The organism is Rhodanobacter sp. OK091 (genome assembly GCF_900142825.1).
Taxonomy (GTDB): Bacteria; Pseudomonadota; Gammaproteobacteria; order Xanthomonadales; family Rhodanobacteraceae; genus Rhodanobacter.
The window spans coordinates 1507720-1526920 of the sequence record NZ_FRCH01000001.1 but is presented as its reverse complement, the minus strand read 5'-3'; the positions used below and the strand labels follow the sequence as shown (position 1 = coordinate 1526920).

The following is a 19201-nucleotide window of genomic DNA, read 5'->3' as shown; positions in this document are numbered from 1 at the left end:
GGCGAAACATCATCCAAACGATTCGATGCATTATTCCTCGGCGCGAACGGTAAGACTAGGATTCGCACTTCCCCGCCCTGGAATTCCCCATGGATACCTCCGAGCGCCTCGACGGGCGCGCACTTTCCTATATCGGCATTGCCCTCGTGACCTGGTCGTCGGCGTATGCCGCGATCGCCTACGCGTTGGCCTCGTTCACGCCAGGCGAAGTGGCGCTGGCGCGGCTGGCGATCGGCTCGTTGTGCTTCGGCCTGCTGATGCTGCTGAAACGGATACCGCTGCCCGCGCGCCGCGATTGGCCCCAGCTGGCGATGCTCGGCGTGATCGGGTTGACCACGTATCACCTGTGCCTCAATTACGCGGAGACGCGGATCGCCAGCGGCACGGCCGCCATCCTGATTTCGCTGGTGCCGGCGGCGACCGCGGCGGTGTCGGCGGTATGGGTCGGTGAACGGTTGTCCGCGCGCACTCTGGCCGGACTCGGCGTGGCACTGGTCGGTGTGGTGATGGTGGTGCTCGCCAGCGGCAAGCAGGTGAAGTTCGAGCCGATGGCGGCGCTGGTGCTGCTCAGCGTGCTCGCCTGTTCGATCTATTTTGTGGGGCAGAGGCCTCTATTTGCGCGCAACAGCATGGTCGGCGTCACGGCATTCACATTCTTCGCGGGCACGCTCGCCACACTGCCATTTGGCTGGCAGCTGCCGCAGGCGTTGCAGACAGCGCCCTGGTCGCATATCGCCGCGCTGCTGTGGCTGGGCATCTCACCCACCTTCATCGGCTACCTGGCGTGGAACGCGGCATTGCGTCGGGCCTCCGCATCGCAGGTGTCCAGCTTCATCTATTTCTCGCCGCCGATCGCGGTGCTGATCGGCTGGCTGTGGCTGGGCGAGCGCCCCGGCATGCTGACCCTGGTCGGTGGCGTGATCACCGTCGGCGGCGTGGTGTTGGCGAATGCACGGCGCAGGGCAGCGCCGGCGCTGGCGGCAGTGTCGGAGCCGACATGAGCGGCGCCGAGGTTCTGCGCATCGCAGCCTTCGCCGACGGCGATGCCGGCGGTAATCCCGCGGGCGTGCTGATCGCCGACGCGTTGCCGGATGCGGCGGTGATGCAGCGGATCGCTGCCGATGTCGGTTTTTCGGAAACCGTCTTCGCCACACGCCAGGGTGATAGCTGGCGGGTGCGTTATTTCTCCCCTGAATCCGAGGTGCCGTTCTGCGGCCACGCCACGATCGCGCTGGGTGCGGCGCTGGCGCTCGCGCAGGGCGACGGCGTGTTCGCGCTGACCCTCAACGAGGCGAAGATCACCGTCGAAGGCCGGAGCGTGGGCGGCATGCTGAGCGCAGCCCTGCAATCGCCGCCAACCCGCAGCGCACCTGCGTCGCAAGCGCTGGTGGACGAGGCGCTGGCACTGTTCGGCTACATCCGCGAGGATCTCGATCCACGCCTGCCGCCCGCGCTGATCCATGGTGGCGCGGATCACCTGGCACTGGCCCTCCGCAGCCGCGAAGCGCTGGCGGCGATGGCCTACGAATTGGATCCCGGCCGCACCTTGATGCGCAACGCCGGGCTAGTCACCATCCTGCTCGCTCATACGCAAACGCCGCAGCGTTTCCATACCCGCAATCCCTTCGCCTCCGGTGGCGTCTACGAGGATCCGGCTACCGGCGCCGCGACCGCGGCCTTCGCAGGTTATCTGCGCGACCTCGACTGGCCACACGGTGGCGATATCGAGGTGGTGCAGGGCGTGGACATGGGCTGTCCTTCGCGCCTCAGGGCCGAGATTCCGACGGAGCCGGGCAGTTCCATTCGCGTCTCCGGCACGGCGCGTCTGATGTAGCCATTCTTGGCGACGCTGGCCAGGTCGTTCAGACAGTCAACCGGGAGTGCAACGTGTACGAACTCTATATCGCCAACAAGAACTACTCGTCGTGGTCGCTGCGGCCGTGGCTGTTGCTGAGCGAACTCGGTATTCCGTTCGACGAGCGGCTGGTGCCGTTCGCGCCGGGCACAGGATCGAGCTGGAGCGCGTTCCGCGCGTTCTCGCCGAATGGCAAGGTGCCGTGTCTGCGCGACGGCGACACGGTGGTATGGGATTCGCTGGCGATCGCCGAGTATCTGGTTGAGCGTCATCCGGACGTCTGGCCGTCCGATTCGCGGGCGCGTACGTGGGCGCGTTGCGCCGTCGCCGAGATGCATTCGGGCTTTAGCGCGCTGCGCACGCATTGCGGAATGAACTGTGGCTTGCGCATCCGGTTGCCAGATAGCTTGCCGACGGCGTTGCGTGCCGACGTCGCACGCATCGACGAATTGTGGAGCGAAGGTCTGGCCCGCTTCGGCGGCCCGTTCCTGGCCGGCAACGCGTTCGGCGCGGTCGATGCGTTCTTCGCGCCGGTAGCCTTCCGCATCCAGACCTATGGCCTCACGCTGGGTGCTGGGGCCAGCGCCTATGCAGAGCGTCTGCGTGAGTTGCCGGGCATGCGCCGCTGGTATGCCGACGCGCTGCAGGAAACCTGGCGCGATCCGGATCATGAGGAAGAGGCGATTCAGTCCGGCGTTCTGCTGGCGGATCTGCGCACAGCGGCGAGCTGAAGCGTCGGCGCTGCCGTGGTCAGGGTTGCGCTGGCAGCGCCGCAGTGTTGCTTGAACGCCGTACCTGCCAACGCGCCAGCGCGACCAACAGCAGCGCGACCACGACGAATGCCAGCAACACCATGCAGGCATTGACCAGTACGTGCAGATAGCCCAGCTTGCCGACGTCGAGAAACGGATACGGGTACCAATGGTTCACCGCGCCGCGGACCAGCGCGTAGGCGAAATAGGCGGCCGGATACAGCTGCCAGACGATGGCCTGCGGCCAGCGCAGCGTCGTCTTCGGCACCGCCAGCCACCAGTACAGCAGGAACAGCACCGGCATCACCACATGCAAGGTGTTGTCGGCAACGATCTGCCAGCCTTGCGGCTGCCACAGCTGGCGCAGCAGCAGGTTGTAGACCGCCGCGACGATGGCGATGCTCATCGCGATCGCGGTATGTACGTCGGGCCGGGTGAAGAAGCCGCTGACCGCTCCGCGCGGGCCGCGTGCCGCGGAAGTCAGCGCCAGCGCCGCCAGCACATTCGTCAAAATAGTGAAGTAGCCGACATAGGCCCACACCCCGGCCAAGGCACCTTGCCCATTCGCCACCGTCAGCTGGATCGACAGCGACAGCTGCAACGCCAGCGCAAGCCAGCCGAGCAAGGCGGCAGCGGCGGCAAACGGGCGATAGCGGTTCGGCATGGACGTCGATTCGATCGATTTATAGGATGAAGCCTGCGCGCGAACGGGTTGTTTCAGAGCTTGTACGCCCGATGGATCGCCACGATGCCGTTGCTGAGGTTGCGTACCTCGACCCGGCCGAAGCCGGCGCGCTCCATCATGCCCTTGAGCGTCTCCTGATCGGGATGCTTGCGGATCGACTCGGCCAGATATTGATAGCTGTCGGCATCGCCGGCGAACAGCTGGCCGAGCCTGGGCAGGATCTTGAACGAATGGAAGTCGTACAGCTTGCCGAACAGCTCGCTCTGTACTTTCGAGAATTCCAGCACCAGCAGGCGGCCGCCGGGCTTGAGCACGCGGCAGATGTCAGCCAGCGCCTTGTCCTTGTCGGTGACATTGCGCAGGCCGAATGCCATGGTCACCGCGTCGAAACTGTTGTCCGGGAACGGCAGCACTTCGGCATTGAGCTGGGCCCAGCGCAGGCCGGAGACCAGGCCGCGGTCGGTCATGCGGTCGCGGCCGACGCCGAGCATCGCCGCGTTGATGTCACCGACCACTACCTCGCCCTCATCGCCCACCACCGGCTTCAGCAACGCAGCGATGTCGCCGGTGCCACCGGCCAGATCCAGCACGCGGTCGCCGCGGCGCACGCCGCTGACCGCCACGAAGTGACGCTTCCACAGCCGATGCACCCCGAACGACATCAGATCGTTCATCAGGTCATAGCTGCGCGCGACTGAAGTGAATACCTGGCCGACCAGCTTCTGCTTGTCGCCGACGGGCACGTCGCGGAAGCCGAAATGGGTGGTCGGACCTGGCGCGGTCTTGGGGGAGTGTTCGCTCATGCTTGCATGTTACCCGAGGCCGGCCATGTTCCGGCCGGCGTGGCTAGAGGGGAAGATCGGGTTGCTTGGGTTCTTCGGCGGCAGCTGCAGTGCTATGAGCATGCACCTGATGCTCGGCATCGACATGGCGCTGGTGCAAGTCCTCGCTGGAAGCATCCGAGGGCACCTCGTCTACCTTGTCGCCGCGGCGGCGGGCCGGCGTGGCCTGCGGCGGCGCGGCGGTGCCGGCCATGTCGTCGCTCAGGGCTTCGCCCGCGGCGGGCTCCTTCTCGCTGCCGCCGGGGGTGATCTTGAGAATCGAGTGGCGCACCTCGCGTGACAGGATCACCCGCGCGTCGCGCACCATGCCTTCGAGTGCGCTGTCGTAGTCGAGCTTGCCGTTGTCGTCGGTCCACACGACGCGGCGTTCGCGCAGCTTCTGGATGAAGCCGCGGAACAGTGCCTTGTCGAAGAACTCCGGCGCGGACAATTCGTTGAGCAGGCTCAGTCGCTGTGCGGTAAGCGTGCAGGCGTTCTCGAGTTCGGCGCCGGTCATCGTGTGCGGACCGTTCTTGGCCAGGGCGGCGATGGTGATGTAATAGCGCTCGAACGCCTGGATCAGGCTGCGCGCGATCACCTTGAGCTGGAACGCGCTGTCTTCCTGGCCGGCGCTGCGCTCGAGGGTGCGGCCGTCGTTGGTGGATTCGAGCAGGCCGCGGCGCACGAAGAAGTCGATCGTTGCCTGCAACTGAGTGCTGAAGCCCTCGCCATCCCACGGCAGGAACAGTTCGCCCTGGATGAACGGGTAGATGATCCTGCCCAGCCGCAGCACCGAACCGCGCGACATGCGTCGGTTGTTGAGGAAGCAGCAGGCGACCCAGGCAGCGGTCGCGGTCAGATGCAGCACGTTGTTGCGGAAGTAGCTGAGCAGTACTGCCTGCTCGCCGCCGACGGTCAGCACGTCGCCCAGCGGATGCTGCACGCGCTGGATCCAGCCCATCTGCTCGCCGTAAGCGATGATGGCGGCCGGATTCATCGAGGTCAGCGTGACGCGATCGGAATACGGCAGTTCTTCCAGCAGCGCCTTGCCCAGATCGAGCTGGGTCAGCAGGTCGCTCTCGGCCATCGCATGCTTCGGCGTGGCCAGCAGGGCCAGCGCGAGCAGGTTGATCGGATTGACGTCGGCGGCGCGGTTGATGTTGATCTGGATCTGTTCGGCCAGGCGATCGGTCACGCCGTTGAGCCACTCCGGTTTGGCATCGGGATCGGTAGCCGCCGCACGCCAGTCGGCGCTTGCCGCATCGAGCAGCGGCGTCAGCGCGATCGGTTCGCCGAAATTCAGCGCCACGTGGCCATAGCGCTGGCGCAGCACTTTCAGCCCCCGCAGCAGGCCGAGCAGAGATTCTTTTTCCTTCGGCTGGCCGCTGAGCTCGCCTGCGTAGGATTTGCCTTCCATCAGCTTCTCGTAGCCGATGTAGACCGGTTGGAACAGCACCGGCCGGCGCGGTGCGCGCAGGAACGCGCGCACGGTCATCGCCAGCATGCCGGCGCGCGGCGCCAGCAGGCGGCCGGTACGTGAGCGGCCGCCTTCGATGAAATATTCGATCGGTACGCCGCGATCGATCAGCTGTGCCAGGTATTCGTTGAACACCACTGAATACAGCGCATTGCCCTTGAAGCTGCGGCGCAGGAAGAACGCGCCGCCGCGGCGCAGGACCGGTCCGATCACCGGCAGGTTGAGATTCACGCCGGCGGCGATATGCGGGACCACCACGCCCGACACGTGCAGCTGGTAGCTCATCAGCAGGTAGTCGGTATGGCTGCGATGGCAGGGCACGTAGACCACTTCGTGGCCGGGCGCCGCAGCGCGGGCCTTGTCGAAGTGGTGCATGGCGATGCCGTCGTACAGCTTGTTCCAGAAATTCGCCAGCAGGAACGACACCGAACGCACCACCGGATGCGAGTAGTCGGCGGCGATCTCCAGCACCAGCTTGTGCGCCTTGCGCCAGGCCTTGGCGTGGCTGATTTTTTCCTTGGCCGCGCTGGCGGCGATCGCAGCGCGCACCGGCTCGGCATTCAGCACGGCGTCGACCACGGTACGCCGGTGCGACAGGTCTGGCCCGATCACCGCGGCGCGGATGCGGTGGAAGTGGGTGCGCAGCACCCGCGCGATCTTGCGCGCGAAGCGTTCCGGCGTGATCTCGGTGGATTCGCTCAGCACGCTGCGCAGCGACACCGGCGCGGAGAAATGCACCACCGTGTCGCGGCCGTTCAGCAACAGCGCCAGCAGCCGGCGGAAGCGGCCCACCATCACCCAGTTTTCCGAGAACAGCACGCGGAACCAGCCACTGTCACGGCTGGGCGCGCGGCCCACATAGATCGACACCGGCACGATCTGAAAATCGCGCTCGGGCATGCCTTCCAGCGAGCGCACCAGTTGCCGCAGCGGTTCGTTAGGCGCGCGCTGCCGGTTGCGTCCGAAGATCCAGCCGTCGCGTCGCGCCAGTGCAAACACCGAGCGCCGCCGGCGTGTGCCCGCCATCGGTTGCATGGGGTTGGGCAGGCCGGCCTCGCGGCAGGCGCGTTGCAGGATCAGTGCGTCGGAGAAACCGTCGCGCTCGATCACGTAGCAGACCGGTACGCCGGCCTGCAGCAAGGCGGCCGGTTCGGCCGGGTCGCGGCGGATGCGCACCCACGGTTGCAGCAGCTGGCCGGCCAGGTTGAACCACCAGGGGGCGCGCTGACGAACGGTGGAATCCGCGGTGTAGATATTCTGCATCCGTCTATTCTAATGGCTGCGCTGTTCAGTCTTGTTTTGCGACGGTATCGGCATTGGCCGATACGCTGGCGCTCTCGGCCGGCTGGCTCAACTGCTGGTGCGCCTTGCGCGCGTTGTCCAGCATGTCCTCGCTGTACCAGCGGCCGTCCTGTTGTACCAGCTTCGATTCGGTCGACAGCGGCTTGCCGAGCAAGGTGTAGTCGATCTTCACCACGGCGTGGCCACCGCTGTTGGAGAGCGGGGTGAGCTTGATCGAATTCAGCGTGTCGTCCACCGATAGGCCGTAGATCGTCAGCAGCTGCTTGAGCCCGGCATAACCGGTCGCGTACTTGCCCATGGTGTCGTCGAAACTCATCGAGCGCAGCTGTTCCGGATCTTTCAGATCCAGCTTGCGCGCGGTCGCCACGGCCACGCCGACCGCCTGTTTCGCCTTGGCCTGATCGAACCACGGCGTCTGCTGCACCCACGGCGCCAGCACGTCGAGCACCCCGTTGGCCTGGGTCTTCTGGGTTTCGCTGAGGGTTTTGCTCTGCGCCACGCCGCTTTTCACCAGCGCTTCGCCGACACTGATCAGCACCGGCATTTGGTCTTTGTACTGCTGCTGCATCGCGGTCAGCTTCGGCTGCAGTTCGGCGTATAGCTTGTTCTCCGCATCCGGTTCGGTGAGCTTCTGCAGCGTCTCGTTGAACTTGGCGCGATCTTCGGCCGTGATCGGTTGCTGATCGTGCTGGTGGTGGCCCCAGTCGGCACGCATGTTGGCGTAGTCGGCCGGTGGCAGAGAGTGCTTCCACAGCCCATTGAAATCACCGGCCTTGAGCAGGTCGACCGAGCCTTGCAAGGCTGCTTCCGGCGTGCTGCCGCCCGGTTGCGAGGACTCGTCCTTGCCGTGACAGGCGCTCAGCAACGCGATGAACAGCGGCAGCAGGACGAAGGCGTAACGGACGGAGGGCAGGCGCATGGCAGGTTCTCGCGTGGGGACGGCGGAGCGAAAGCGTACCGCGCAGCGTCGTGATCACGCAGGGTAAGTGGCGTGGCAGTATCGAAACAAGGGCAGGGCGCAAGATTTCGCGACGCCATAAAAGAAAACCCCGCGGGCCTGAGCCTCACGGGGAAATCCGGCAGAGCCGGAAGGGAAATGGCCTTGCCTGCAAAATGATTGGGTCAGCAGGTGTTGGCAACGAAATATTACTTGTTCGTTAAAGCTGAGGCAATACTTTTGTTATATCTTGTAACTAATTGAATTTTAGTAATAAAAAATTCTTTTCTTCACTGATAGCGCAGCGCATCGAGTTTCTGCTGGCGCCGTTGGTCTGGCGTAGCACTCCAGTCGTTGTTGAACAACGCCGGCTCCCACGAGCCGTAAGTGGCGTTCGGCAGCACGAACCAGCGCGTGCCGACCCATGGCAAGTAGTCGGCGACGGCCCGACGGCGGCCGTCGGCGGTGTTGGCGTTGACGTCCACGAAATCGCCGATCTGATCGCCAAACTGCATCAACACGCGGTAGTGCCGTGCAACCAATTGCCGGCGGCAACCCTTTTCGCTGCCGGCTTGCTCGCAGCCGTCGACTACCGTGCCGAGACCAAGAAAGGCTTGCGATCCGCTCACCGGGAAACCGGCCTGGCGCAGGTTGGCCAGCGTGACTTCGTCCAGATCCTTGGCACGGTTGGAGATGTAGATCACCGCGACGCCGTGCTTGGCGGCGAACTGGGTGAACTCGACCGCGCCCGGCAAGGCGCGAGCCCGGGCTTCCTTGCACCAGGCTGCCCAGTCCGCCTCGTTGTACTCGGCGCCGCTTTTCACCATGCGCGCCGCGAACGGCGAGTTGTCCAGCACGGTTTCGTCGACATCCAGGACCACCGCCGGCTTGAGCCCCTTGAGCGGTGCAACCCGGTCTGCCTTGCCCAGAGCATCCCAGTGCTGGTCGTGCAATGCGGCGAGCAGACGCGATTGGGCATCACGATAAGTCTGCAGGTAGATCATGTCGTGCTCGATCGCGGTCTGGCTCCACGCTACGGCGTTGAGATTGTCGTTGGCGGCAACGTGCGCTACCGCCGCCGTCCGCGCCGCAGACGTCACCACAGCAGGCTGGGGTGGTGTCGTAGTGGCGCAACCGGCCAGCAGGGCAAGCGCGAGCAGGGTCGTGAGCCGGCGAAGTGACATGCGGAATCCTTGGGCAAGATGAACCGTGACGATGGCGGAAGTCTACGACAGCCATGGGACAGGGTTGGCAGCCGGCGTGGGCTGCTGACAGACTGGTGGCCTCGCACTCATGGTTGCACCTCGCATGGATCCCTCTTTCACCACGCGCGAGCCTTCGCCGACTATCCGTTACGCGAGTTACCTGCTGGCCGCGGTGGCGCTGCTGCTGGTCATCGGGGTTCACCTGCTGTCGGCGTTGCTGTCCGGCCTGCTGGTCTATGAGCTGGTGCAGGCCATGACCCCGTTGCTGGGCCGGCGCATTTCCGGCGACCGGGCGCGGGTGGTCGTGGTGGCCGTGCTGGGTGCGATCGTAGTGGGCTTGCTGATCCTGCTGATCCTCGGCGCGATCAGTTTCTTTCGCAGCGAAATCGGCAACCCCGAACTGCTGTGGCAACAGCAGCTGATGCCGCTGGTGGAAAAGGCCCGTCAGCAGTTGCCGCCAATCCTGGTCGACAACCTTCCCGACAGTGTCGACGATCTGCGCGTGGGCGCGATCGAGCTGGCCCGCAAGCATGCAGGAACCCTGCAACTGGCCGGCAAGGGCGCGGTGCGGGTGTTCGTGCACATCATTATCGGTCTGGTGCTGGGTGCGATCATCGCGCTCAGCCGCGCCCGTCCGGCACACCAGGTCGGGCCGCTGGCCGCGGCGCTGGGGCAGCGTAGCCAGCGACTAGCCGAGGCGTTCCACAACATCGTGTTCGCGCAGGTGAAGATCTCGCTGATCAATACGGTATTCACCGCGATCTTCCTGCTTGGCGCATTGCCGCTGTTCGGCATCCATCTGCCGCTGGCAAAGACCCTGGTGGTGCTGACCTTCATCGTCGGCCTGCTACCGGTGGTCGGCAACCTGCTGTCCAACACTGCTGTCACCATTGTCGCGCTGTCCGTATCGCTCGGTGTCGCCATCGCCGCGCTGGGCTTTCTGATCGTGATCCACAAGCTGGAGTATTTCCTCAACGCACGCATCGTGGGCATCCAGATCAACGCGCGCGCCTGGGAACTGCTGATCGCCATGTTGCTGATGGAGGCCGCGTTCGGTCTGCCCGGCGTGATCGCCGCGCCGATCTATTACGCGTATCTGAAGAGCGAGCTGGAAGCGGAAAAGCTGATCTGAGCGACCAGACGGCGATTCAGCCTCGTAAATCAACACCTGTCTCGACGCTCGCCTCGGCGAGCAGCTTCTGCAGCTCGCGCAATTGCGGTGCGTATTGTTTCCAGCGGCCGATCGCAGTGCGATAGATCGGCGCGCGCACTTGCCAGGCATTGGGTGTGTTGACCGGTGCGGTATTGCTCTCGGAATGCAGGCAGGCATCGTTCCAGGGGAGATCGCAGAACGCCAGTAGTTCGCGTGCCGTTGCTTCGGGCGCTTCCACCAGCGATTCATAAGGCAGCTCCAGGATGCGCCCGGGCAGCACCTTCCTCCAGTGCGCCATCAGGCGGTCGAACTGGATGTAATACCGGCCGGTGTCGAGCAGGTCGAAGGAATAGTCGTAGAAGGGCGTCTCCCGATCGAAGAGGTGGCGGAAGTTGCCGAGGCAGGTGTCCAGCGGATCGCGCCGCAGACAGACGATCTTGGCTCGCGGCAACGCGCGAGCGATGAAGCCGGCATACAGGAAGTTGTGCGGCAGCTTGTCGATGAAGCGCGGCCGCTCCGCCGTGGCGGGTCGGGTACTGGCGAGATAGGTTGCGCCGAGCTTCTGCCAGTCGATGGCATGCGTGCAGGTGACGATGTCCGGATCGAAGAGCAGGGGTAGCCGACTGCCTGACGCCTGCTGCGCCGCCGTCGGGAAGTTTTGCAGTTCGCCTGCGGAGTAGACGTCCGGATGGCTGGAAAGGACGCGGTCCAGCAGCGTGGTACCCGTGCGGGGCATGCCAATGATGAAGATCGGCTCCTCGGTGGGATCGCCTTCGGTGGACCCATCGTTCGCGGTGGGGAAAGTGCGTATCAGCGCATCGAACATGGCCTCGTCATGTTTGCTCGAGTAAGAGCGCAGGCTGCGTATTGCCGCGTTGCCGCGCGTGAAATGCTCGAAGGCTCCCGGGTAATCGGCGGTGTCGTCGAGTTCCTTGCCTAACGCGATATTGAGATAGATCTGCGCGCCGATGTCATTGCCGTGCTGCGCCAGCAATGACTGCATCCGTTCGATGTGATTGCTGCTCGTGGCTTGCGATCGCAGCTGGGCCACGCTCAGGTATGCCTTCCAATAGCGGGGCTCGAGTCGGATGCCTGCCTCCAGTTCGCGTTCGGCGCCGTCGTTGTCGCCCAGGGCCGTCAGGGCGTGGGCAAGATTGAAATGGCAAGAAGCCTGCTGAGGCATAAGTGCCACGGCGCGGCGGAAGACCGTCGCCGCTTGCGCGAACGCTTGGACCTGAGCATAAACGACGCCCAGCGTTTCCAGCGTCATCGGATCGTTGGGCGAGCAATTCATGGCCTCGTCTGCGACGAGCCGGGCCTCGCGCATCCGTCGGACAAGGGCCAGCGCCTTTGCGTATTGCACGAGGAAGTCGGCGCGGCTGGGTTCCAGTTGGGTGGCCTTGAGCAGGCAATCCAGCGCCAGCGGCATCTGTTGCATCTGCATGTAAGCCACACCGGCCATGAAATGCACCACCGGATCGTGCGGGGCGATGGGCAGAAGCTGCGCCGCACGTTGCTGCACCCGCGGCCAGTCATTTTGATTGAATGCGGCGATGAGCTTGGTATAAGCCCGGGTGGAGTCGATCATGGGAATCCCCTGGCGTCGGAAGGCAAGTGCGGTTGACTGCCGTGCATGGAACTGGAAAATATTTGCCCGCGTGCCGTCAACTCAGCCGCCGGCCAGCATCGCCGCGATCTTCGCCATGTGCGACTGGGCGGTCTCGCGAATCACTTCCTTGTCCGCTTCCGGGTCCTTACCCTGCCAGTGCAGGTCGGCCTGCGGCAGTTCGTGCAGGAAACGGCTGGGCTGGTTGGTGTGGATATCGCCGTAGCGTTTGGTCTTGGCCGACCACGACAGCGTCAGCAGTTCCTTGGCGCGGGTGATGCCGACATACATCAGTCGGCGCTCCTCGTCGATGCGGCCCTCGTCGATGGCGCCTTCGTGCGGCAGCGTGCCGTCCTCGCAGCCGACGATGAAGACGAAGCGGAACTCCAGCCCCTTCGCCGCATGCAAGGTCATCATGCGCACCGCGTTGCCGGGTTCGTCGCGGTCGGCGTGGCTGAGCAGGGCCAGTTGCGAGGCAAGATCGCCGGCCGTGTTGCCACCCTTCTGCATCGCGCGGAACCAGTCGGCCAGCTCCTTCAGGTTGCCGAGCTTGCGTTCGCGCACGCTGGCATCAGGCGTACTGGCGGCAATCTGGGCGGCGTACCCGGTGCGCTTGAGAATCAGCTCGACCAGATCCGCCGCGCTCTGATGCAGCGAGGCGCTGCGCAACTCGTCGAGCAGATTGGCGAACGAGGCCAGCGCGGCGGCCGGGCGTGGCGTGAGCTGGCGCAGCACGCCGTCGCTGCGGACGGCATCGAGCAGCGAGCTGTGCCGGCTCTGCGCCAGCTGGCCGAGCTTCTCCAGCGTAGTCGACCCGATCTCCCGCTTCGGCACGTTGACCACACGCAGGAACGCGGCATCGTCGCTGGGGTTGGTCAGCAGGCGCAGGTAGCACAGCAAATCCTTGACCTCGGCGCGGTCGAGGAAACTCAGCGCACCGGTGAGGTGATACGGAATCCGTGCCAGTCGCAAGGCCTTTTCCAGAACGCGCGCCTGGAAGTTGCCGCGGTACAGGATCGCGATGTCGTGCCAGCGTGCCTTGTGCTTCTCGGCCAGCGTGGTGGCGATCGCGGCAACGTGTTCGGCCTCGTGCTCGGCCTCCTTGCATTCCAGCACGCGGATCGGGGCGCCTTCCGGGTGCTCGCTCCACAGCTTCTTTTCGTGCAGGTGCGGGTTGTTCGCGATCAGCTGGTTGGCCGCGCGCAGGATGCGCTTGCCACAGCGATAGTTCTGTTCGAGCTTGATCACGCGCAGGTTCGGCCAGTCGCGGCCGAGCTGGTCGATGTTCTCCGGATTCGCGCCGCGCCAGGCATAGATCGACTGGTCGTCGTCGCCCACGCAGGTAATGCTGCCGCGCTCGCCGGTCAGCACCTTCAGCAGACGGTACTGCGCGTCGTTGGTGTCCTGGTATTCGTCCACCAGCAGATAACGCAGACGCTCGCGCCAGGCATCGCGGCATTCGTTGTCGGCTTCGAGGATGCGCAGCGGCAGCCGGATCAGGTCGTCGAAGTCGACCGCGTTGAACGCGGCAAGGCGCTGCTGATACATGTCGTAGATCGTTGCGGCTTCCAGCTCGCGCGGACTGCGCGCAGTAGCCAGCGCTTCCTCCGGCGATAGACCGCCGTTTTTCGCGCGGCTGAGCAAGTTGCGGATGCCGAACAGCACGTCGGGCTTGATCCCCTTCGGCGCCAGCTCCTTGACGATGCCGGCGCTGTCGTCCGCATCCAGCACCGAGAAGCCGCGGCGCAGGCCGGCGCGGGCGTGTTCGATCTGCAGGAATTTCAGGCCCAGCGCGTGGAATGTGCACACCGTCAGCGCCGCCGCGTCCTCCGTGCTGACCAGCTTGGACACGCGCTCGCGCATCTCCCGCGCGGCCTTGTTGGTAAAGGTGATCGCGGCGATCTTCGACGGCGCCAGATGCTTGCGTGAGATCAGGTACGCGATCTTCTGGGTGATCACCGAGGTCTTGCCGGAACCGGCGCCGGCGAGAACCAGCAGCGGACTATCGCAGTGTTCGACGGCGGCCAGTTGTTGCGGATTGAGCATGGATCGAAAGACGGGATGAGGCGGTGATCGATGGTAACAGAGCATGACTGGCACGCTGCACGCTGCACTCTGGTCGGCTTAAGCCATAATCGACCGCATAACAGTCGCAGGGAAGAAGCATGGCGGATCAGGCGGAAATGGCGGCAGAGCTGTGTGACGTGGTGGTGATCGGTGGCGGTCCGGGCGGCAGCACCGCGGCGGCGCTGCTGGCGCGGCACGGCTACAAGGTGATTGCGCTGGAGAAGGCGCGTCACCCGCGTTTCCATATCGGCGAGTCGCTGCTTCCGATGAACCTGCCGGTGTTCGAGCGGCTCGGTGTGCTGGACAAGGTACGCGCGCTGGGCGTGTTCAAGCCCGGCGCGGATTTCGAGGCGGACAACGAGCGCGGCTACAACACTTACGCGTTTGCCCGCGCGATCGGGCAAAGCCCGCCACACGCGTACCAGGTATGGCGGCAGGATTTCGACAAGATGCTTTACGACCATGCGCGCGATTGCGGCGCGGATGCGCGGGAAGGGCATGAGGTGGTGCAGGTCGAACAGCGCGGTTCGCGCGAAAGCTGGCTGGACGTGAAAACCGACGACGGCCGCAGCTACTGCATCCAGGCGCGCTATGTGGTCGATGCGAGCGGCCGCGATGCATTCCTTTCCGCCAAGAGGAAATTGCGCCGCAGGAACGACCAGCACCAGAGCGCGGCCATCTTCGGCCACTATCGGGGTGCCGAGCCACGTGCCGGCGAGGATGCGGGCAACATCAGTATCTACAGGTTCGAGCATGGCTGGATGTGGATGATCCCGCTGCCCGACGGCGTGATGAGCGTGGGCGCGGTATGTCGGCCGGATTACCTCAAGCAGCGCAAGGGCCGCACGGTCGAGTTCCTGCTCGATACGCTGAAGCTGAGCCCGGCGCTGTGGCGGCGCGTCGAGCATGCGGAGCTGATCGACAACGAAGTCCGCGTCACCGGCAACTATTCCTACGATTCGATGCAGATGGGTGGGCCGGGTTGGGTGCTGGTCGGCGATGCGTTCGCGTTCCTCGATCCGGTGTTCTCCTCCGGTGTGTATCTGGCGATGAGTGGCGCCGAGCAGGCCGCCGCCGTGGTCGACCAATCGCTGCGTGAGCCGCAGCGCGAGATGGCTTTGCTGCGCAAGCTGGAGAAACGCCAGCGGGCCGGCATGGGGCGCTTCGCGTTCTTCATCTATCGATTCAACGGGCCGGTGATGCAGCAGATGTTCCGTCAGCCGCGCAATACCTGGCAGCTGGAGCAGGGCGTGATCTCGATGCTCGCCGGCGACCTGTTCGACACGCCGCGGGTCCTGCGCAAGCTGGGCTTGTTCAAGCTGGTGTATGCGGTCAGCGTGCTGCGCGACTGGCGTCGCAGCCGCGCCGAGCACAAATACCGGCTGGCACAGGCGCGGGCCCAGTTCCTCGGCGGCAACACGCCGCTGGACAAGGTGTGAATTCGGCGCCCTGATCTTTCGTCTACGGGGGTATGTCCGCAGGGTCCCTGCGACGTGCTCGCGCTACCATGCGCAGTCACGACTCGAATGTGCCCTCCCATGGCCAAGCTCTATTTCTATTACTCGGCAATGAATGCCGGCAAGACCACCACGCTGCTGCAGAGTGCGTACAACTATCACGAGCGCGGCATGCGCACGCTGATCCTCACGCCGGCGCTGGACAACCGTTACGGCGATGGCGTCGTCGCCTCGCGCATCGGCCTGAAGGCCAACGCGCGGCGTTTCGGCGGCGGCGAGAACCTGCTGACGCTGGTCGAGGTCGACATCGCGGCGCATGGCGCGCTGCACTGCGTGTTCGTCGACGAAGCGCAGTTCCTGGCCAAGTCGCAGGTGTGGCAGCTCAGCGACGTGGTCGACAAGCTCAACATCCCGGTGCTGGCGTTCGGACTGCGCACCGATTTCCGCGGCGAGCTGTTCGAAGGCAGCCGCTATCTGCTGGCCTGGGCCGACAATCTGGAAGAGATCAAGACGATCTGCCATACCGGCCGCAAGGCGACCATGGTGGTGCGCGTGGATGAGCGCGGCCGCGCCGTCACCGAGGGACCGCAGGTTGAGATCGGCGGCAACGACCGCTATGTGTCGGTAAGCCGCGCCGAGTTCAAGAAGATCAGCGAAGGCAGTGGCCGCATCGAATTGCAGCAATCGGTGCTGCCACTCGGCAAGAACCGCTGACCGAGATCCACCATCAAGGAATGTCATGAGCAACCCGATCACCATCCCCGCCTGGCAGCGTCCGCACTGGCAGGCTAGCGACGAGGAGATCCTGCTGCAGTTCTATGTGTTCGGTAAGTTCGACGCCGTGCGCGTGCCTTCCGCCGATTACGGCAGCCCGGGCCTGCCGCCCGGCATCGAAGCGGTCAGCCATTACCACAGCGCGTTGCGCCAATGGGACGGCTATCCGCTGAAAGGTGCGATGGGCCGCATGTTCAAGGACGACGCTCCCGAGGCATGGCAGATCGCGTTTGATGCACCTGAAGTCATGGTCGTGCGCGGCAGGCTCAAAGACAGCCAGGCCACCGGCTATCTGCGCGACACCTTGGGTGTGCTGGCCGGCCTGCTCGACATCGGCGGCACCGCGATCCTCGATCCGCAGATTCTCAGCCTGCTCGATGCCGGCGAATGGCGCCGAAAATACCTGATACGCGACGGCGCACCGATCCGCAATCATCTGCTGATCCTGCGTGACGGCGAGTCCACGCCGGATCACTCGTGGATACACACCCGTGGCATGCGCAAGTTCGGTCGCCCCGACATCAGCATCCGCCAGGTGCCGGACCGCGCCGTCGACCGTGCCGGCCTATTGTGCGAAAAGCTGGTCGAGCTGGAGGCGCTGGGTGCGCATTTCACCGATGGGCAGAGGCTGGATATCGAAGGAGTCCCCAGCGGTGTCGTCGTGCATCTCCGCGGCGGCCTGGACGATCCGCAATTCAACAACACCTATGTCGAGTTCCAGTGGCCGGCGTGAGCACTGCATCGTTTTGTAGGAGCCCGTTGGCGGGCTCCTGCGATCGATGACATGGTGAGTTTTTGCATCAACGCTGACAGTGCGGGCACCAGAACGTCGAGCGTTGTCCGAGGGTAACCTGACGGATCGGCGTGCCGCATATCTTGCAGGGTTCGCCTGCGCGGCCGTACACGTTGAGCTCGAGAAAGAAGTAGCCGGGAGCGCCGTCTGGGCTGATGAAGTCGCGCAGCGTGGTGCCGCCGCGTTCGATAGCCCAGGCCAGGATGCGTTTCACCTCGGCGGCGAGCCGCGCATAACGTGCGCGCGAGACGGCACCGGCGGCGCGTCGGGGATCGATGCCGGCGGCGAACAGGGCTTCGCTGGCGTAGATATTGCCCACGCCGACGACGACCGCGTTGTCCATCAGAAAAAGTTTTGCCGCCGTGGTGCGGCCGCGCGAGAGCCGCCACAACAGGTCGCCGTCGAACGCGTCGGTCAGCGGCTCCGGCCCGAGCTTCGCCAGTAGTTCGTGCGTCTCGCCGGACGGCTGCCACAGCAGGCAGCCGAAGCGGCGCGGATCGGTGAAACGCAGGATGCGCGGCGCCTGCGACGGCGTGCGCTCCAGTTCGATATCGACATGATCGTGCCTGCCCGCCGGAGAGTCCGGCGGCAGCACGCGCAGCACGCCGGACATGCCCAGATGCAGCAATGCGCTGCCGGCTTCGGTATGCAGCAGCAGGTACTTCGCGCGTCGTTCCACCGCGTCGATGCGTTGCCCGGGCAGCAGCGTGCTGATCTCCGGTGGAATCGGCCAGCGCAGGTCGGGCCGGCGCAGGATCACGCCGGTGACGCGTCGGCCGATCAGATAAGGCGCGATGCCGCGGCGGGTGGTTTCGACTTCGGGAAGCTCAGGCACGCGGAGTCAGTTCCATTCCTCGTGGAAGCTGCCCTTTTCGTCGACTCGCTCGAAGGTGTGCGCACCGAAGAAATCACGCTGCGCCTGCAGCAGGTTGGCCGGCAGGCGTTCGCTGCGGTAACCGTCGTAGTAGGCGATGGCCGAGGAGAAACACGGCACCGCAACACCCGCGGCGATGGCCGCGCAGACTACGTCGCGCAACGACGACTGGTACTCGGCGGCGATGTCGCGGAAGTACGGCGCCAGCAGCAGGTTGGCCAGCGAGCTGTCCTTGGCGTAGGCGTCGGTGATGTTCTGCAGGAAGCGCGCGCGGATGATGCAGCCGCCGCGCCATATCTGCGCGATCGTGCCGTAGTCGAGGTTCCAGTCGTATTCGTCGGAGGCCGCGCGCAGCTGGGCGAAGCCCTGCGCGTAGGACACGATCTTGCTGAGGTACAGCGCACGGCCCACCGCGGCGATGAAGGCATCGCGTTTGCCGTCGAATGCCTTCGTCTGCGGGCCGGCCAGCTGCTTGCTGGCGGCGACGCGTTCGTCCTTCAGCGAGGACAACACGCGGGCGAACACCGATTCGGTAATCAGCGGCAACGGCACGCCGAGGTCGAGCGCGCTCTGGCTGGTCCATTTGCCGGTGCCTTTCTGCGCGGCGCGATCGAGAATGACGTCGACCAGATCCTTGCCGGTCTTCTCGTCCTTTTTGCCGAAGATTTTCGCGGTGATTTCGATCAGGTAGCTGTCCAGTTCGCCAGCGTTCCAGTCGCGGTAGACGCCGGCCAGTTCGCTATTGGACAGGCCCAGCACGTGCTTGAGCACGGCGTAGCTTTCGGCGATCAGCTGCATGTCGCCGTACTCGATGCCGTTGTGCACCATCTTCACGTAATGACCGGCGCCGTCCGGGCCCATGTAGGCCACGCATGGGGTGCCGTCCTTCGCGCGCGCAGCAATTTCGGTGAGGATCGGCGCCACGAGGTCATACGCGTCGCGCGGGCCACCGGGCATGATCGAGGGGCCGTGCAGCGCGCCTTCCTCGCCGCCGGAGACGCCGGTGCCGATGAAGTGCAAGCCGGCCTTGGCCAGCTCCTGGTTGCGCCGGATGGTGTCCTTGAAATTCGTGTTGCCGCCGTCGATCAGGATGTCGCCCTTGTCCAGCAGCGGCTTGAGCTGTTCGATCGTATCGTCAGTCGGCTCGCCGGCCTTCACCATCAGCAGGATGCGCCGCGGCTTTTCCAGCGAGTCGACGAATTCCTGCAGCGTGTATGCGGGCACCAGGCGTTTGTCGCCGTGTTCGGCGATGACTTCGTCGGTTTTCGCCCTGCTGCGGTTGAAGATGGATACCGCGTGACCGCGGCTCTCGATATTGAGTGCGAGGTTCTTGCCCATCACGGCCATGCCGATCACGCCGATTGCTTGCTGACTCATCTCGATCCACTCCTTAACAATAACCGTTGCTAGACCAGTGAAGATGGCAATGCCCAGCATGCCGGG

Annotated in this window: 16 protein-coding genes; 7 read left to right on the top strand and 9 right to left on the bottom strand. The window is 64.6% G+C overall.

Translation table 11 applies throughout. The features are described 5' to 3' along the window. Window positions 1-89 precede the first annotated feature (89 nt). Genes BUA26_RS07040 through BUA26_RS07030 form a run of 3 tightly spaced genes read left to right on the top strand, consistent with a single transcriptional unit; the run spans window position 90 to window position 2586 of the window. On the top strand, window positions 90-1001 hold the full coding sequence (locus BUA26_RS07040; RefSeq protein ID WP_072759047.1) for a DMT family transporter: 912 nt from the start codon (window positions 90-92) through the stop codon (window positions 999-1001). Then, on the top strand, window positions 998-1834 hold the full coding sequence (locus BUA26_RS07035; RefSeq protein WP_072759045.1) for a PhzF family phenazine biosynthesis protein: 837 nt from the start codon (window positions 998-1000) through the stop codon (window positions 1832-1834). The genes BUA26_RS07040 and BUA26_RS07035 overlap by 4 nt, the downstream gene beginning before the upstream one ends. Window positions 1835-1887: 53 nt before the next feature. Further along, window positions 1888-2586, top strand: coding sequence for a glutathione S-transferase family protein (locus BUA26_RS07030; RefSeq protein WP_072759043.1), 699 nt, complete (start codon window positions 1888-1890; stop codon window positions 2584-2586). 19 nt (window positions 2587-2605) lie between these two features. Here the strand turns inward: BUA26_RS07030 and BUA26_RS07025 are convergent, their stop codons facing one another. The 5 genes from BUA26_RS07025 to BUA26_RS07005 all read right to left on the bottom strand — a co-directional run bounded on the left by BUA26_RS07025 (window position 2606) and on the right by BUA26_RS07005 (window position 9013). Further along, a complete protein-coding gene (locus BUA26_RS07025; protein WP_072759041.1) occupies window positions 2606-3271 on the bottom strand; it encodes a Pr6Pr family membrane protein in 666 nt (221 codons plus the stop codon). Between the two features lie 53 nt (window positions 3272-3324). Next, window positions 3325-4095: a bifunctional demethylmenaquinone methyltransferase/2-methoxy-6-polyprenyl-1,4-benzoquinol methylase UbiE gene (ubiE, locus tag BUA26_RS07020; protein ID WP_072759039.1), complete on the bottom strand. Its 771-nt coding sequence runs from the start codon at window positions 4093-4095 to the stop codon at window positions 3325-3327. Between the two features lie 43 nt (window positions 4096-4138). Beyond that, window positions 4139-6853, bottom strand: coding sequence for a glycerol-3-phosphate 1-O-acyltransferase PlsB (plsB, locus tag BUA26_RS07015; protein ID WP_072759037.1), 2715 nt, complete (start codon window positions 6851-6853; stop codon window positions 4139-4141). A 25-nt stretch (window positions 6854-6878) separates the two neighbouring features. Then, the gene (locus BUA26_RS07010; RefSeq protein WP_072759034.1) at window positions 6879-7811 is read right to left on the bottom strand and encodes a hypothetical protein; all 933 of its coding nucleotides are present in this window, start codon (window positions 7809-7811) and stop codon (window positions 6879-6881) included. A gap of 308 nt (window positions 7812-8119) precedes the next feature. Beyond that, window positions 8120-9013: a 5'-nucleotidase, lipoprotein e(P4) family gene (locus BUA26_RS07005; protein ID WP_072759032.1), complete on the bottom strand. Its 894-nt coding sequence runs from the start codon at window positions 9011-9013 to the stop codon at window positions 8120-8122. Between the two features lie 124 nt (window positions 9014-9137). On the opposite strand from BUA26_RS07005, the gene BUA26_RS07000 reads away from it, so the two are divergent. Continuing rightward, window positions 9138-10166: an AI-2E family transporter gene (locus BUA26_RS07000; protein WP_072759030.1), complete on the top strand. Its 1029-nt coding sequence runs from the start codon at window positions 9138-9140 to the stop codon at window positions 10164-10166. A 16-nt stretch (window positions 10167-10182) separates the two neighbouring features. On the opposite strand, the gene BUA26_RS06995 is transcribed toward BUA26_RS07000, so the two are convergent. Next, window positions 10183-11775, bottom strand: a complete 1593-nt coding sequence (locus BUA26_RS06995) for a tetratricopeptide repeat-containing sulfotransferase family protein (protein ID WP_072759028.1) — start codon at window positions 11773-11775, stop codon at window positions 10183-10185. An 81-nt stretch (window positions 11776-11856) separates the two neighbouring features. Further along, window positions 11857-13839, bottom strand: coding sequence for a UvrD-helicase domain-containing protein (locus BUA26_RS06990; RefSeq protein ID WP_072759026.1), 1983 nt, complete (start codon window positions 13837-13839; stop codon window positions 11857-11859). Window positions 13840-13958: 119 nt separating this feature from the next. Between BUA26_RS06990 and BUA26_RS06985 the strand changes: the two genes are divergently transcribed. From BUA26_RS06985 to BUA26_RS06975, 3 genes are all read left to right on the top strand, one after another. Then, window positions 13959-15299 carry an NAD(P)/FAD-dependent oxidoreductase gene (locus BUA26_RS06985; RefSeq protein ID WP_072759025.1) on the top strand — a complete coding sequence of 447 codons (1341 nt, stop codon included), beginning with the start codon at window positions 13959-13961 and terminating at the stop codon, window positions 15297-15299. A 99-nt stretch (window positions 15300-15398) separates the two neighbouring features. Beyond that, window positions 15399-16031 carry a thymidine kinase gene (locus BUA26_RS06980; RefSeq protein ID WP_072759023.1) on the top strand — a complete coding sequence of 211 codons (633 nt, stop codon included), beginning with the start codon at window positions 15399-15401 and terminating at the stop codon, window positions 16029-16031. Between the two features lie 25 nt (window positions 16032-16056). Further along, entirely contained in the window at window positions 16057-16824 is a 768-nt protein-coding gene (locus tag BUA26_RS06975) for a hypothetical protein (protein ID WP_072759020.1), read from the top strand. Between the two features lie 67 nt (window positions 16825-16891). On the opposite strand, the gene mutM is transcribed toward BUA26_RS06975, so the two are convergent. After that, complete coding sequence (gene mutM, locus BUA26_RS06970; RefSeq protein WP_072759018.1) at window positions 16892-17719, bottom strand: bifunctional DNA-formamidopyrimidine glycosylase/DNA-(apurinic or apyrimidinic site) lyase; 828 nt, start codon at window positions 17717-17719, stop codon at window positions 16892-16894. A gap of 6 nt (window positions 17720-17725) precedes the next feature. Then, window positions 17726-19135 carry an NADP-dependent phosphogluconate dehydrogenase gene (gndA, locus tag BUA26_RS06965; RefSeq protein ID WP_072759016.1) on the bottom strand — a complete coding sequence of 470 codons (1410 nt, stop codon included), beginning with the start codon at window positions 19133-19135 and terminating at the stop codon, window positions 17726-17728. Window positions 19136-19201 lie beyond the last annotated feature (66 nt).